Consider the following 14,617-nt stretch of genomic DNA (forward strand, 5'->3'; position numbering starts at 1 on the left):
CGCGGGCGGTGGCGCGCGACTAGACTGGCGCGCGTTATGTCACCCGTCTACGACTGCCGTGACGAGTCGCAGCTGCTGTCCGGAATGCGCCACGCGCGTCAATCGATCGGCCGAGGCGAACTCGTCGTGCTCCCCACTGACACCGTCTACGGAATCGCCGCGGACGCGTTCAACGCGCGCGCCGTCGCCGGCCTGCTCGAGGCGAAGGGCCGGGGCCGCCAGCAGCCGCCCCCCGTGCTCGTGCCGGGGGTGGGGACGCTGCGGGCCCTCGTGGCCGAGATCCCGCCCGCCGTCGACGACCTCGTCCGCGAGTTCTGGCCGGGCGGCCTCACCATCGTGCTGCCCGCGCAGCCCTCGCTCTCGTGGGACCTCGGAGACACCCACGGCACGGTGGCCGTGCGCATGCCCGCTCAGAAGATGACGCTGGAACTCCTCGAAGAGACCGGCCCGCTGGCCGTGTCGAGCGCGAACCTCACCGGACGCGCCGCCGCCGTCGACATCGACTCCGCGCGCGACATGCTCGGCGACAGCGTCGCGGTCTACCTCGACGCCGGCGTCAGCGAGACCGGCATTGCCTCCACCATCATCGACGCGACTACGCTCGTCGGGGGAGCGGAGCCGCAGATCCGGGTGCTGCGCGAGGGCGCGATCTCGCGCGACCGGCTGCGCGCCGTCGTGGGCGACCTGCTCGAGCCCGACCCCGTGGACGAGGTCGTCGACCCGCTCGCCGCCCCCGCCGCAACGACCCCGGACGCCGAGGCGCCGGGTCCGTGACCCAATACCTCCTCACCATCCTGTTCACGGCGGCGGTCACGCTCGCGCTGTCGTGGGTGGTGTGGAAGCTCGCGCTGCGGTTCAAGCTGTACCCCGGCATCCGCGATCGCGACGTGCACAAGACGCCGACGCCGCGCCTCGGCGGAGTCGCGATGTTCCTCGGCGTCGTGGCGGCCTTCGCCCTGTCGAGCCGCAACCCCTACTTCGCGATCTTCTGGATCGACCCCGTGCCGGTGCTGTCCCTGCTGGGGGCGGTCCTGCTCATCGTGCTCGTCGGCGTCGCCGACGACCTCTGGGACCTCGACTGGATGATCAAGCTCGGGGCGCAGTTCGTCGCCGCGGGCATCATCGCCTGGTTCGGCCAACTGCAGATCCTCTCGCTGCCGATCGGTGCCCTGACGGTCGGCTCCAGCTGGGTGAGCTTCCTGCTGACCGTGTTCGCCCTGGTGGTCGTGATGAACGCGGTGAACTTCATCGACGGACTCAACGGTCTCGTCGCCGGCGTCTGCCTGATCGCGAACGGCGTCTTCTTCGCGTACTCCTACCTGCTCGTGCGCGACACCGGAGCGAGCACGTACTTCAACCTCGCGTCGTTCATCGCGGCCGTCCTCGTAGGAGCGTGCCTCGGCTTCCTCCCGATGAACTGGACTCCGGCGAAGCTCTTCATGGGAGACGCGGGGGCCCTGATGCTCGGGCTGCTCATGGCCAGTTCGGCCGTCGCCATCACCGGTCAGCTCGACCCGGCAGTGCTCGATCCCGAGAAGATCGGCCGGTCGCAGCTGCTCGGTGCGTTCATCCCGATCCTGCTGCCCGTGGTCATCGTCCTGCTGCCCCTGCTCGATTTCGGTCTCGCGGTCGCCCGCCGGCAGTGGGCGGGCAGGTCGCCGTTCTCGCCGGATCGCAAGCACCTGCACCACCGCATGCTCGACATGGGGCACACCGACCGTGACGCAGTCCTCATCTTCTACAGCTGGACGGCCGTGGTGAGCCTCGCGTTCCTGCTGATGTACATCGGCACCCAGCAGAGCTGGCCCGGCGACTACGCCTTCGGCATCGTCTTCGGTGTCATCGGCGTCTTCGCGTGCGTCGTTCTCACCCTCCTGCCCTCCCAGCACCGACTGCGGCTGTCCCGCCGCCCCCGACCCACCCGACCGGAGTCCCCCTCATGAGCAGTGCTTCCCCCGCCCCTCGTCGTCCCCTCTCCAGTACCCCAGTGCTGCGCACCGCCCTGGTCTGGGGCGGCATCGTGACGGCGGTGCTCCTCGTGCTCGGGGCCGTCATCGGATTCCTCGTCGGGGGAGGGGGCGGCCTCGGCAGCGCTCTGTCCGGCGTCGCGGTCAGCGCGATCTTCCTCGCCGTCACGGCCATCAGCATCCTGGTGGCGAACCGGTGGTTCGGCGATCCGCTCTACGTCCCGATCTTCTTCGGCATCGTGCTGGGCGGCTGGCTGCTCAAGCTCATCCTGTTCATCGTGGCGATCGTCGTGCTGCGCGGACAGGGCTGGGTCGACCCCGTGGTGTTCTACGTCGCGCTCGTCGTCAGCGTCATCGCCTCGCTCGCGGTCGACGTGGTCGTCCTCCTGCGCATGCGCATCCCCAGCGTCAGCGACGTGACCCTGCCCACTGACCCCGAGGCGGGCGACCGTCGCTCCTGAGCGGCCGTATCCCATGGTGCGGTCGGCGGCGGCACATTAGTCCGGCGCCGAGACGATCGCACCGGGCGGACTCATGGATCCGCCGGGAGTTTGATAGGGTGGACGAGTACCCACCCGCGATTGGAATTCTTCTCCAAGCTCGCACTTCGGGTAACAATCACCGACCATCGTCGCAACGGTTCACACCGATGCCCCGAAGCTGGAGCCAGCGCTGACTACTCAAGCTGCGACCCTGATCACGAACTTCGCGTCTGCGGGTGCGGAATTCCACCCGCCCTCCATCTCGGAGTTCTTCCCCGACGCGGTGCTGTTCGAGGGCACGATGTTCGCGATCACGCGCATCAACCTCATCCAGATGCTCGCGACGGTGGTTCTGGTCACGCTCCTCGTCGTCGGCACGCGTCGCATGACGGTGGTCCCCGGTCGCTTCCAGAGCGTCGTCGAGATGGGCCTGGACTTCGTCCGCGTGAACATTGCCGAGGACATCCTGGGTCGCAAGGACGGCAAGCGCTTCCTGCCGATCCTCACCACCATCTTCTTCATGGTGCTGTTCATGAACATCACGGGTGTCATCCCGTTCCTGAACATTGCCGGCACCAGCGTCATCGCGGTTCCGATGCTCCTCGCGATCGTGGCCTACGTCACCTTCATCTACGCGGGCATCAAGAAGAGCCCCGGCGGCTTCTTCCGCAACTCGCTGATGCCTCCCGGGCTGCCCTGGTTCCTCTACATCCTGATCATCCCGCTCGAGTTCCTCTCGACCTTCATCATCCGCCCCGTCACCCTGACGCTGCGACTGCTGATGAACATGGTCGTCGGCCACCTCATGCTGGTGCTGTTCTTCGCCGCGACGCAGTTCTTCGTGGTGGACCTCAGCGGATGGTGGACCGCGCTCGGCGCCGGCTCCCTCGCCTTCGGCTTCGCCTTCACCCTGTTCGAAATCTTCGTCGCCTTCCTCCAGGCGTACGTCTTCGCGATCCTCACCGCGGTCTACATCCAGCTCGCGGTCGCAGAAGAGCACTGAGCGGCCCGGCGCACGCCGAGCCACCCAACGAAAGGAAAAAACCCGTGGACGCAACTACGGTTCTCGCCCAGGTCACCGGTAACGTCGCCACGATCGGCTACGGTCTCGCCGCCATCGGTCCCGCCATCGGCGTGGGCATCGTCGTCGGTAAGACGATCGAGGGCGTCGCTCGTCAGCCCGAGCTCGCGGGCCGCCTGCAGGTGCTGATGTTCATCGGTATCGCCTTCACCGAGGCGCTCGCCTTCATCGGTATCGCAACCGGCTTCATCTTCACTTGATCCCGGCCGCTCTCGATTCACTGTAAGGAGACAGGATGCTGAACGCTCTTGTCACTCTCGCCGCGGAGCCCGCGGGCGAGGCGGCACACAACCCGTTGATTCCGGCGTGGTACGACATCATCTGGTCGGCCGTGTGCTTCCTTGTCATCGTCTTCGTGGTGTGGCGCGTCGCTCTGCCGCGCATGGCGAAGCTGCTCGACGAGCGCAGTGCTGCCATCGAGGGCAACATCGCCAAGGCCGACGAGGCTCAGCGACAGGCCGAGGCCGCCCTCGAGGAGTACACCGCCCAGCTCGCCGAGGCGCGCAAGGAAGCCGGTGAGATCCGCGAGAACGCCACTCAGGACGGTCGCAAGATCGTCGCGGAGGCCAAGGAGACCGCGTCGGCCGAGGCCGCTCGCATCACCGCGTCCGCGCACGCTCAGATCGAGGCCGAGCGTCAGACGGCCCTCGTGCAGCTGCGTTCCGAGGTCGGTACCCTCGCGGTCGACCTCGCGGGCAACGTCATCGGTGAGACCCTGACGGACGACGCGCGCGCCAACGCCGTGGTCGACCGCTTCCTCGCCGAGCTCGAGGCTTCCGAGAAGGCGGCCAAGTAATGGGCAGCGCGACCACTCAGGCGCGGACCGCGACCGCGGAGGCCCTGGCCTCCACCTCGGGCGTCGATCTCGACGTCGCGCGCGAACTGTTCGCGGCCGTCGGTGCCGTGAGCGGCTCGGCGCAGCTGAGCGGCGCGCTGTCCGACTCGTCGGTGCCGCCCGCCGCTCGTGCGGGTCTGGTGTCCGGCGTCTTCGGAGCCTCGTACCGGCCCGCGACCGTGGCGCTGCTGACCAGCGCCGCGCAGCAGCGCTGGTCGAACTCCGCGGAGTTCGTCGAAGGACTCGAAGAGCTCGCTGTGCTCGCGACCTCGGTCGCCGAGGACGCGGACATCGAGGCCGAGCTCTTCTCGTTCTCGCGCACCGTCGCCTCGAACGGCGAACTCGAGCTCGCGCTGGGCGGCCGCCTCGGCGGCGCGTCGGCCAAGGGGGCTCTCGTCTCGAAGCTCCTCGACGGCCGGGCGAGCGCGGGGACCGCACTCATCGTCTCGTCGCTGGTCGAGCACGCCCGCGGTCGTCGCGTCCGTGCTCTCCTACGTCGCGCTGAGCGCATCGTCGCCGAGCAGCGCGCGCGCATCGTCGCGACGGTGTTCGCGGCGACGCCGTTGAACGCCGACCAGCAGTCCCGCCTCCAGAACGCTCTCAGCGCACGTTACGGTTCGGCCGTCACGCTGAATACCGTGATCGACCCGACCGTGGTCGGTGGGCTGCGCGTGCAGGTCGCCGACGACGTGATCGACGCGAGCGTGTCCGCACGCCTCGCGGACCTCCGCCAGCGCATCGCCGGCTGAAGACTTTCCGCCCGAGTGGGCGTGGATCTGGGGGCCGAGTGCCCCACGAACGAAGGAAGACAATGGCAGATCTCTCTATCAGCCCCGACGTCATTCGTGACGCGCTGAAGGACTTCGTCAACGCCTACGAGCCCACCGGCGCTGCGGCGACCGAGGTCGGCGCCGTCGTCGACGCGGCCGACGGTATCGCTCACGTCGAGGGCCTTCCCGGCGTCATGGCCAACGAGCTCATCCGCTTCGCGGACGGCACGCTCGGCCTCGCCCAGAACCTCGACGAGAACGAGGTCGGTGTCGTCGTGCTCGGCGAGTTCTCCGGCATCGAAGAAGGCCAGAGCGTCACCCGCACCGGTGAGGTCCTCTCGGTCGGCGTCGGCGATGGGTACCTGGGTCGCGTCGTCGACCCGCTCGGAAACCCCATCGACGGTCTCGGCGAGATCGCGACCGAGGGCCGCCGCGCCCTCGAGCTCCAGGCGCCCGGCGTCATGCAGCGCAAGAGCGTGCACGAGCCCCTCCAGACCGGCATCAAGGCCATCGACGCCATGATCCCCGTCGGCCGCGGCCAGCGTCAGCTCATCATCGGCGACCGCCAGACCGGTAAGACGGCCATCGCGATCGACACGATCATCAACCAGAAGTCGAACTGGGAGTCCGGCGACGTCGACAAGCAGGTGCGTTGCATCTACGTCGCGATCGGCCAGAAGGGCTCGACCATCGCTTCGGTGAAGGGCGCGCTCGAAGAGGCCGGCGCGATGGAGTACACCACCATCGTCGCGGCCCCCGCCTCCGACCCCGCCGGCTTCAAGTACCTCGCCCCCTACACCGGCTCGGCCATCGGCCAGCACTGGATGTACGGCGGCAAGCACGTCCTCATCATCTTCGACGACCTGTCGAAGCAGGCCGAGGCCTACCGTGCCGTTTCGCTGCTCCTGCGCCGCCCGCCGGGCCGCGAGGCGTACCCCGGCGACGTCTTCTACCTGCACTCGCGTCTGCTCGAGCGTTGCGCGAAGCTGTCCGACGAGCTCGGCGCGGGTTCGATGACGGGTCTTCCCATCATCGAGACCAAGGCGAACGACGTCTCGGCATACATCCCGACCAACGTGATCTCGATCACCGACGGCCAGATCTTCCTGCAGTCCGACCTGTTCAACGCCAACCAGCGTCCCGCGGTTGACGTGGGTATCTCGGTGTCGCGCGTCGGCGGTGACGCTCAGGTCAAGTCGATCAAGAAGGTCTCCGGAACCCTGAAGCTCGAGCTGGCGCAGTACCGCTCGCTCGAGGCCTTCGCGATGTTCGCGAGCGACCTCGACGCGGCCTCGCGTCGTCAACTGGCACGCGGTGCGCGTCTGACCGAGCTGCTCAAGCAGCCGCAGTACTCGCCGTACCCCGTCGAGGAGCAGGTCGTCTCGATCTGGGCCGGCACGAACGGCAAGCTGGACACCGTCGAGGTCTCGGACGTGCTCCGCTTCGAGCGCGAGCTGCTCGACTACCTCCGCCGCAACTCGACCGTGCTCGACACGCTGCGCGAGACCAACGCCCTGGGTGACGACACCCTCGCCGAGCTCGAGAAGCAGATCGACGCCTTCACCAAGGAGTTCCAGCCCGGCAAGGACCAGGGCGTCGTCGGCGCCGAGAAGGTCGACGCCGCCGAGGCGGAAGACGTGAACCAGGAGCGGATCGTCAAAGGCCGTCGCTGAGGAGCGAGGACACGGACGTAAATCATGGGCGCACAGCTACGGGTCTACAAGCAGAAGATCTCTTCTGCTCAGACGACCAAGAAGATCACCAAGGCGATGGAGCTCATCGCGGCCTCACGCATTCAGAAGGCGATGGCGCGTGTGCGCGCGGCATCCCCTTTCGCGCGGGCCGTCACGAGCGCCGTCTCCGCGGTGGCCACTCACTCCTCCGTCGATCACCCGTTGACCACCGAGCGTGAGAACATCCGTCGCTCGGCCCTGGTCGTCTTCACCTCCGACCGCGGCCTGGCCGGCGCGTTCAACTCGCAGATCCTCCGTGAGGCGCTCGAGCTGGCCGAGCTGCTCCGTTCGCAGGGCAAAGAGGTCGTGTTCTACCTCGTCGGGCGCAAAGCCGTCGGATACTTCCAGTTCCGTCGCATGGCGAGCGTCGCACAGTGGGTCGGCGACACCGACACCCCGCAGTTCTCGACGGCGGAAGAGATCTCGGATGCCGTCCTGAAGGCTTACCGCGAGGGTGGCGAGAACGACGGCGTCGACGAGATCCACCTCGTGTACAACCGCTTCGTCAGCATGATGACGCAGTCGCCCGAGTCGGTCCGTCTTCTTCCCCTCGAGGTCCTCGAGGCGGACGAGGCTCCGGCCCAGGCCGAGGTGTACCCGCTCTACGAGTTCGAGCCGGATGCAGAGACCGTGCTCGATGCGCTCCTGCCGGTCTACGTCCAGAGCCGCATCTTCAACGCCCTCCTCCAGTCGTCGGCCGCAAAGCACGCCGCGACGCAGAAGGCCATGAAGTCGGCCAGCGACAACGCCGACAAGCTCATCACCGACTACACCCGCCTGCGCAACAACGCGCGTCAGGCGGAGATCACGCAGCAGATCGCCGAGATCGTCGGCGGCGCCGATGCCCTGGCATCCGGCAAGTAAGTTCCCAAGGAGAGAAGAAGCCATGAGCCTCACCGCCGAGAAGACCGACGCGGCCGTCGTCGGACGCGTCGCGCGCGTCACCGGCCCGGTCGTCGACATCGAGTTCCCGCATGACGCGATCCCCGAGATCTACAACGCTCTGAAGACGACGATCACCATCGGTGACGAGTCGACCGAGATCACGCTCGAGGTCGCCCAGCACCTCGGTGACGACCTCGTCCGCGCCATCTCGCTCAAGCCCACCGACGGCATGGTCCGCGGCCAGGAAGTGCGCGACACCGGCGGCCCCATCTCGGTGCCTGTCGGCGACGTCACCAAGGGCAAGGTCTTTGATGTGACCGGCGAGGTGCTCAACGGCGCCCCCGGCGAGACCATCGAGGTCACCGAGCGTTGGGGCATCCACCGCAAGGCGCCCAGCTTCGACCAGCTCGAGTCGAAGACCGAGATGTTCGAGACCGGCATCAAGTCGATCGACCTCCTGACCCCCTACGTGCAGGGTGGAAAGATCGGTCTGTTCGGTGGCGCCGGTGTCGGCAAGACCGTCCTCATCCAGGAGATGATCCAGCGCGTCGCGCAGGACCACGGTGGTGTGTCGGTGTTCGCCGGTGTCGGTGAGCGCACCCGTGAGGGCAACGACCTCATCGCCGAGATGGAAGAGGCGGGTGTCTTCGACAAGACCGCCCTCGTGTTCGGCCAGATGGACGAGCCGCCGGGAACGCGTCTGCGCGTCGCCCTCTCGGCCCTGACGATGGCGGAGTACTTCCGCGACGTGCAGAAGCAGGACGTGCTGTTGTTCATCGACAACATCTTCCGCTTCACGCAGGCCGGTTCCGAGGTCTCGACGCTGCTCGGCCGCATGCCCTCCGCCGTGGGATACCAGCCGAACCTCGCCGACGAGATGGGTGTGCTCCAGGAGCGCATCACGTCGACTCGCGGTCACTCGATCACCTCGCTGCAGGCAATCTACGTCCCCGCCGACGACTACACCGACCCGGCTCCCGCGACCACGTTCGCGCACCTCGACGCCACCACCGAGCTCTCGCGTGAGATCGCGTCGAAGGGTCTGTACCCGGCCATCGACCCGCTGACCTCGACGAGCCGCATCCTCGACCCGCGCTACATCGGTGCCGACCACTACCGCGTCGCCACCAACGTGAAGCAGATCCTTCAGAAGAACAAGGAACTGCAGGAGATCATCGCCATCCTCGGTGTCGACGAGCTCTCCGAGGAAGACAAGATCGTCGTGTCGCGTGCGCGCCGCATCCAGCAGTTCCTCTCGCAGAACACCTACATGGCCAAGAAGTTCACCGGTGTCGAGGGCTCCACGGTCCCGATCAAGGAGACCATCGAGTCGTTCGACGCGATCGTCAAGGGTGACTTCGACCACGTCGCCGAGCAGGCGTTCTTCAACGTCGGTGGCATCTCCGACGTCGAGGCCAAGTGGGCGCAGATCCAGAAGGAGAACGGCTGACATGTCGTTGCGCGTGAGCCTGGTGTCGGCAGACGCCGAGGTGTGGACGGGGGAGGCGACGCTCGTCGTCGCCAAGACCGTCGAGGGTGAGATCGGCTTCATGCAGGGGCATGAGCCGGTGCTCGCGATCCTCGCCCAGGGCGAGGTGCGCATCACCCGCACCGACGGCACGAAGATCCTGGCCAACGCCGAGGACGGCTTCCTGTCGATGGCCGACGACGAACTCACCATCGTCGCCGGAAACGCCGCTCTCGTCTCCTGACGCCGCTTCATCGCTGACGCGCGTCGCCCGGTTCTCCGGGCGGCGCGCGTCGCTGTTTTCCCGAAGGGTCCCATGCTCGTCCTGCTCCCTCCGTCCGAGACCAAGCGCCCCGGCGGCGACGGTCCGATGCTCGATCTGCCGTCCCTCGCGCTCCCTTCTCTCCGGGACGCGCGCGAAACGGTCGTCGCCGCGCTGGTCGCGCTGTCCTCCGACGAGGACGAGGCCGCGCGCGTGCTGAAGATCAGTGCGAAGCGTCGGCACGAGATCGCCGACAACGCCGCGGTGCGCACGGCGCCCACCATGCCGGCGATCGATCGCTACACCGGGGTCTTGTTCGATGCCCTGGATGCCGCGTCCCTCGATGCGGCATCCCGTTCATGGCTCGGCGAGCACGTCCTCATCCAGTCGGCGCCGTTCGGGCCGGTCGGTGCCCTCGACGGCATCCCGCCGTATCGCCTGGCAGCGGGGACGTCGCTGCCCGGCGCCCCGGCTCTGCGGCGGATCTGGGCGGATGCCGTTCGACAGGCGTGGGCGCAGCGCCGACCCGACTTCGTCCTCGACCTGCGCTCGGAGGCGTACGCGGCTCTCGGGCCGCTGCCGGAGGGTGTCCCCTCGGCCTACGTGCGGGTCATGAGCGAGGACTCGGGTGGTCGGACTCGCGCACTCAACCACTTCAACAAGCATGCGAAGGGTGAGCTGGTGCGATCCCTCGCGTCCCGGGGCGTCCGCATCGCCTCGCTCGACGAGTTCGTGAGCTGGGCGTCCGACGCGGGGTGGGTGGTCCGCCCGGGGGAGGCCGGCGAGGTGACGCTCATTGTATGACATGGGCGTGCCCCTGTCAGGAAAGTCTCAGCTTCGCTAGCATGTGAGGCGCGGGGGGTGCGTGGATGCTTCCCGCGCACTCGCTTGGAAAGGAACTCGCATGAGTGACTCCTACTATTACGACGACGGGGGCAGCGCCGCTGCTCTCGCCATCTTGCTCGTCCTGATCCCGATCTTCCTCATCCTCGCCCTCGCGGCGTACGTGATCTCGTCGTTCCTCTACATGAAGATCTTCGAGAAGGCCGGTGTGCAGGGCAAGTGGCGCGCCTGGGTTCCGGTTTACAACGGACTGATCGCGGCCAAGCTCGGTGACGTGTCGCCGTGGGTCGTGCTGATCGCCATCGTCGCCTCGAGCGTCCTGTCGAACATCCCCGTCATCGGACCGGTGTTCAGCCTGGTCATCCTCGCCGTCGCGGTGATGTACTCGTACCGTATCGGCCTCAAGCTCGGTAAGGACTGGCCGCTGCTTCTTCTCTGGCTGATCCCGGGCGTCGGTGCGCTCATCTGGCTCGCGATCATTGCATTCAGCAACAACCGCTGGAACCCCGCGATCCCGCCCGCGCCGTGGGCGAACTCGTTCCTGGCCGACAAGACGGTCTGGAACGGGATCCCCGTTCAGCCCAGCCAGCCGGTCGCCGGCAACGGCGGAGGATACGCCGGTCCCGGATACGGTGCACCGCCGGCGCAGCCGTACAGCCCGCCGCAGACTCCGCCCGCAGCGGGAACGACGCCGCCCCCGCCCGCTCCGGGAACGACGCCGCCGCCCCCGGCTCCGCCGGCCGGCCCCCAGGTCTGACCTCCGCGAAGGGCTCCCCGTGTCGACGGGGAGCCCTTCGTCGTCCTCGGCGATAGCGTGGAGAGATGACGTCCTCCGTTCTTCCTCTTCGTGCCGTCGGTCGCTCCGGACTCCGCGTCTCCGCGGTGGGCCTGGGCTGCAACAACTTCGGACGAGCGGGAACCGCCACCGAGACACTCGACGGAACGCGCGCGGTGCTCGATGCGGCGATCGATGCGGGCGTGACTTTCCTCGACACCGCCGACATGTACGGTCACGAGTTCGGTTTGTCCGAGACGCTGATGGGGGAGGCGCTCGAGGGGCGCCGCGATCAGGTCGTGCTGGCCACGAAGTTCGGGCACGCCGACTTCGCCCCCGCGGTGACCGGGGGGTCCAAGGGATCCCGCGCGCACGTGCGTCGTGCCGTCGAAGACTCGCTCCGACGCCTGCGCACCGACTGGATCGACCTGTACCAGCTGCACACGCCCGACCCGTCGACGCCGATCGAGGAAACCCTCGACGCCCTCGCCGACCTCGTCCGCGAGGGCAAGGTGCGCTATATCGGGCATTCGAACTTCTCAGGGTGGCGGATCGCCGAGGCCGAGCATGCCGCCGACGGCGTGCGGTTCGTCTCGGCCCAGAATCAGTACAGCCTGCTGGCCCGCGCCGCCGAGCGGGAGGTGCTGCCGGCCGCCGCTCGTTACGGCCTCGGGTTCCTGCCCTTCTTCCCCCTGCACAACGGCCTGCTGACCGGCAAGTTCACGCGGGACGGGGGCCCTGAGGGGAGCCGAATCATGCGTCAGCGACCCCACCTGTGGCGTGACGCCCCCTGGGACGCGCTCGAGCGCTACCAGGCCTTCTGCGATGCACGCGGGATCACGATGCTCGAGGCGACCTTCGCCTGGTTCCTCGCCAACCCCCTGGTCGCGAGCGTCATCGCGGGTGCGACGAGCGCAGAGCAGGTGCGCGCCAATGCCGCAGCCGCCACCGCCTGGACGCCGAGCGCCGAGGATCTCGCCGAGATCGACGGCATCCTTCCTCTGCCCGCCGATCCGGCCGCGGGATGAATGCCACCGCTGGGATGTGTCGGTGCGGCGCGTCCTCGGATCGTGCCCGAGCGTCGACTAAGATGACAGGGCCGTGCGTTTCCGCCGGCGCAGTCGTCGGCCAACCGGAGGATCGTTCGTGCCCGAGGTGACCACCCACACGCGCACCGTCCCGCTCGGTGACACCGTTCTCGAGCTGTCGTGGGCGGCCAGCACCGAGGTCGGACGCCGCCGCGAGGTGAACCAGGACGCCGTCCTCGCCGACTTCCCGCTGTTCGTCGTCGCCGACGGCATGGGCGGGCATCTCGGCGGAGAGATCGCGAGCGCGAGCACCGTCGAGCGGCTCCGTGCCGTGGTCGCGACGGGCCCGGTCTCGACGAAGAACATCGAGAAGGCGCTCTCGCGCGCGGTCAAAGACATCGTGGCCCACCCCGAGACCACCGACGAGGGCACCGGAACCACCCTCACCGGCGTGTACCTCGAGACCCACACCGAAGAACCGCACTGGGTGACGCTGAACATCGGCGACTCGCGCGTGTATCTTCTGCGCGACGGCGAGATCGTCCAGGTGACGACCGATCACTCCGTGGTGCAAGAGCTCATCGCCGCCGGGCGTCTGAGCCCTGAAGAAGCTGAGAACCACCCCTACGGAAACGTGATCACCCGCGCCGTGGGACCGAGCGACAGCGTCAAGCCCGACTACCTCCGCCTCGACGTGCTCGACGGCGATCGCTTCGTGATCTGCTCCGACGGTCTCACCAAAGAGCTCACGGATTTCGGCATCCGTCATTTCCTCGAGGCGAACACGGACCCGGCTGCAGCCGTCGAGGCCATGATGGCCGCCGCCCTCGAGAACGGCGGACGCGACAACATCTCGATCGTCGTCCTCGACGTCGCCCGCCGCTCCGCCTGAAAATCATCTTGACCGCGGAGACCGCGGATTCTACGTTCGGCATATGACCTCCGCACCCGAACGGACGGCCGGCAAAGGCCTGGCCACTGGAACCCTGGGCCTGTGGGGCTCGACCGTGATCGGTCTCGCATCCACCGCACCGGTGTATTCCCTCGTCGCGACGCTCGGCTTCGTCGTCCTCGCGGTCGGGGCGTCGGCGCCCATCGCGTTCGTGCTGGCCTTCATCCCGATGCTGTTCATCGCCTTCGCCTACCGCGAGTTGAACAACGAGGTGCCCGACTGCGGCACCACGTTCACGTGGGGGACGAAGGCGTTCGGCCCCTGGGTCGGGTGGATGGGAGGTTGGGGTGTCGCCGTCGCGGGGATGGTGGTGCTCGCCAACCTGTCGCAGATCGCCGGCATCTACCTGTGGTCGCTGATCGGAGACGGTTCCCTCGCCGAGAACGTGCCGCTCGTCACCGCAACGGGCGTGGCCTTCGTCGCCGCGATGACCTACGTGAGCTACCGCGGGGTCGAGATCGGCGAGCGGATCCAGAACATTCTGCTCGCGGTGCAGTACATCGTGCTGGTTCTCTTCGTGGTGCTGGCGCTGTGGAAGTTCTTCGACGGGACGGCGCCGAATCCCACCCCCTTCGATCTTGCGTGGTTCAACCCGTTCGGGTTCACGGATTGGAGCGGGTTCACCGAGGCCGTCCTGCTCGCGCTGTTCATCTACTGGGGGTGGGACACCTGCCTGGCGCTCAACGAAGAGACCAAGGACCCGAAGCGCATCCCGGGGCGCGCCGCGCTCCTGACCACCGTCATCCTGCTCGGCACCTACGTCACGGTCACGGTGGCGGCGATGATGTACGCCGGCGTCGGCGAGGACGGAGCGGGGCTGGCCAACCCCGCCAACGCCGACGACGTGTTCCTCGCGCTCAAGGACGACCTGTTCGGTCCGTTCGGGTGGGTCCTGATCGTCGCCGTGCTCATCTCGGCGGTGTCGTCGACGCAGACCACGATCCTCCCGACCGCGCGGGGAACGCTCGCGATGGCCGCCTACAAGGCGCTGCCGCACCGCTTCCAGACGGTGCACCCGCGCTTCCGCACGCCGTCGTTCTCGACGCTGGTGATGGGCGTCGTCGCGAGCGTCTACTACGTCGGCATGACGATCATCAGCGACAACATCCTGCAGGACTCGATCCTGTCGCTCGGGCTCGCGATCGCTTTCTACTACGCGATGACGGGGTACGCCTGCGTGTGGTTCTACCGACGCGAGCTGTTCTCGTCGACGAAGAACCTCGTCTACCGCGGCATCCTGCCCCTGCTGGGAGCCCTCATACTGACGTACGCCTTCGTGCAGTCGGCCGTCGACATGTACGACCCCGAGTACGGCAACACCGTGCTCCTCGGCATCGGCGGCACCTTCGTCGTCGGTATCGGGGCGCTGGCGATCGGGATCGTGCTGATGGTGCTCTGGTACCTGTTCCCGGGATCGAAGCCGTTCTTCCGCGGCGAGAGCCTCAACCGCGAGACCGAGGTGCTCGTCCCGGACGAGCCGATCGCCCACCCGCGCTCGGTCGACGGGGGCATTTGAGCGGCCGCCGCACCGTGGAG

16 protein-coding genes are annotated in these 14,617 nt (G+C 67.6%); all 16 read left to right on the forward strand.

What is annotated here, in order from left to right; all coding sequences use genetic code 11:
- The first annotated feature begins 36 nt into the window (after positions 1-36).
- Positions 37-774: an L-threonylcarbamoyladenylate synthase gene (locus BLS25_RS01535; RefSeq protein ID WP_074694190.1), complete on the forward strand. Its 738-nt coding sequence runs from the start codon at positions 37-39 to the stop codon at positions 772-774.
- A complete protein-coding gene (locus BLS25_RS01540) occupies positions 771-1,943 on the forward strand; it encodes an MraY family glycosyltransferase (RefSeq protein ID WP_074694191.1) in 1,173 nt (390 codons plus the stop codon). Before BLS25_RS01535 ends, BLS25_RS01540 begins: the two co-directional genes overlap by 4 nt.
- Positions 1,940-2,428: a Cg1360 family ATP-synthase-associated protein gene (locus BLS25_RS01545; RefSeq protein ID WP_056227123.1), complete on the forward strand. Its 489-nt coding sequence runs from the start codon at positions 1,940-1,942 to the stop codon at positions 2,426-2,428. Before BLS25_RS01540 ends, BLS25_RS01545 begins: the two co-directional genes overlap by 4 nt.
- A 304-nt stretch (positions 2,429-2,732) precedes the next feature.
- Positions 2,733-3,452, forward strand: coding sequence for a F0F1 ATP synthase subunit A (gene atpB, locus BLS25_RS01550; RefSeq protein ID WP_371129297.1), 720 nt, complete (start codon positions 2,733-2,735; stop codon positions 3,450-3,452).
- A 44-nt stretch (positions 3,453-3,496) separates the two neighbouring features.
- On the forward strand, positions 3,497-3,730 hold the full coding sequence (gene atpE / locus BLS25_RS01555) for a F0F1 ATP synthase subunit C (RefSeq protein ID WP_043360904.1): 234 nt from the start codon (positions 3,497-3,499) through the stop codon (positions 3,728-3,730).
- 35 nt (positions 3,731-3,765) lie between these two features.
- Positions 3,766-4,326: a F0F1 ATP synthase subunit B gene (locus BLS25_RS01560; protein ID WP_056227124.1), complete on the forward strand. Its 561-nt coding sequence runs from the start codon at positions 3,766-3,768 to the stop codon at positions 4,324-4,326.
- A complete protein-coding gene (locus tag BLS25_RS01565) occupies positions 4,326-5,114 on the forward strand; it encodes a F0F1 ATP synthase subunit delta (RefSeq protein WP_056227126.1) in 789 nt (262 codons plus the stop codon). The genes BLS25_RS01560 and BLS25_RS01565 overlap by 1 nt, the downstream gene beginning before the upstream one ends.
- A 62-nt stretch (positions 5,115-5,176) precedes the next feature.
- A complete protein-coding gene (gene atpA, locus BLS25_RS01570) occupies positions 5,177-6,808 on the forward strand; it encodes a F0F1 ATP synthase subunit alpha (RefSeq protein WP_056227128.1) in 1,632 nt (543 codons plus the stop codon).
- Positions 6,809-6,832: 24 nt separating this feature from the next.
- Positions 6,833-7,732 (forward strand): F0F1 ATP synthase subunit gamma, encoded by a 900-nt coding sequence (locus BLS25_RS01575; protein ID WP_074694193.1) that lies wholly within the window; start codon positions 6,833-6,835, stop codon positions 7,730-7,732.
- A gap of 22 nt (positions 7,733-7,754) precedes the next feature.
- A complete protein-coding gene (atpD, locus tag BLS25_RS01580; RefSeq protein ID WP_056227133.1) occupies positions 7,755-9,203 on the forward strand; it encodes a F0F1 ATP synthase subunit beta in 1,449 nt (482 codons plus the stop codon).
- Position 9,204: 1 nt separating this feature from the next.
- Complete coding sequence (locus tag BLS25_RS01585; RefSeq protein WP_056227136.1) at positions 9,205-9,465, forward strand: F0F1 ATP synthase subunit epsilon; 261 nt, start codon at positions 9,205-9,207, stop codon at positions 9,463-9,465.
- A gap of 72 nt (positions 9,466-9,537) precedes the next feature.
- Positions 9,538-10,287 carry a YaaA family protein gene (locus BLS25_RS01590; protein ID WP_074694194.1) on the forward strand — a complete coding sequence of 250 codons (750 nt, stop codon included), beginning with the start codon at positions 9,538-9,540 and terminating at the stop codon, positions 10,285-10,287.
- A 100-nt stretch (positions 10,288-10,387) separates the two neighbouring features.
- Complete coding sequence (locus BLS25_RS01595) at positions 10,388-11,083, forward strand: hypothetical protein (RefSeq protein WP_056227142.1); 696 nt, start codon at positions 10,388-10,390, stop codon at positions 11,081-11,083.
- 65 nt (positions 11,084-11,148) lie between these two features.
- The gene (locus tag BLS25_RS01600; RefSeq protein ID WP_074694195.1) at positions 11,149-12,129 is read left to right on the forward strand and encodes an aldo/keto reductase; all 981 of its coding nucleotides are present in this window, start codon (positions 11,149-11,151) and stop codon (positions 12,127-12,129) included.
- A gap of 118 nt (positions 12,130-12,247) precedes the next feature.
- Positions 12,248-13,021 (forward strand): PP2C family protein-serine/threonine phosphatase, encoded by a 774-nt coding sequence (locus tag BLS25_RS01605; RefSeq protein ID WP_056227148.1) that lies wholly within the window; start codon positions 12,248-12,250, stop codon positions 13,019-13,021.
- Between the two features lie 43 nt (positions 13,022-13,064).
- Positions 13,065-14,597 (forward strand): APC family permease, encoded by a 1,533-nt coding sequence (locus BLS25_RS01610; RefSeq protein WP_074694196.1) that lies wholly within the window; start codon positions 13,065-13,067, stop codon positions 14,595-14,597.
- Positions 14,598-14,617: the final 20 nt, after the last annotated feature.

This window comes from Microbacterium testaceum StLB037, from assembly GCF_900104345.1.
In the GTDB taxonomy this organism is placed as follows: Bacteria; Actinomycetota; Actinomycetes; order Actinomycetales; family Microbacteriaceae; genus Microbacterium; species Microbacterium testaceum_A.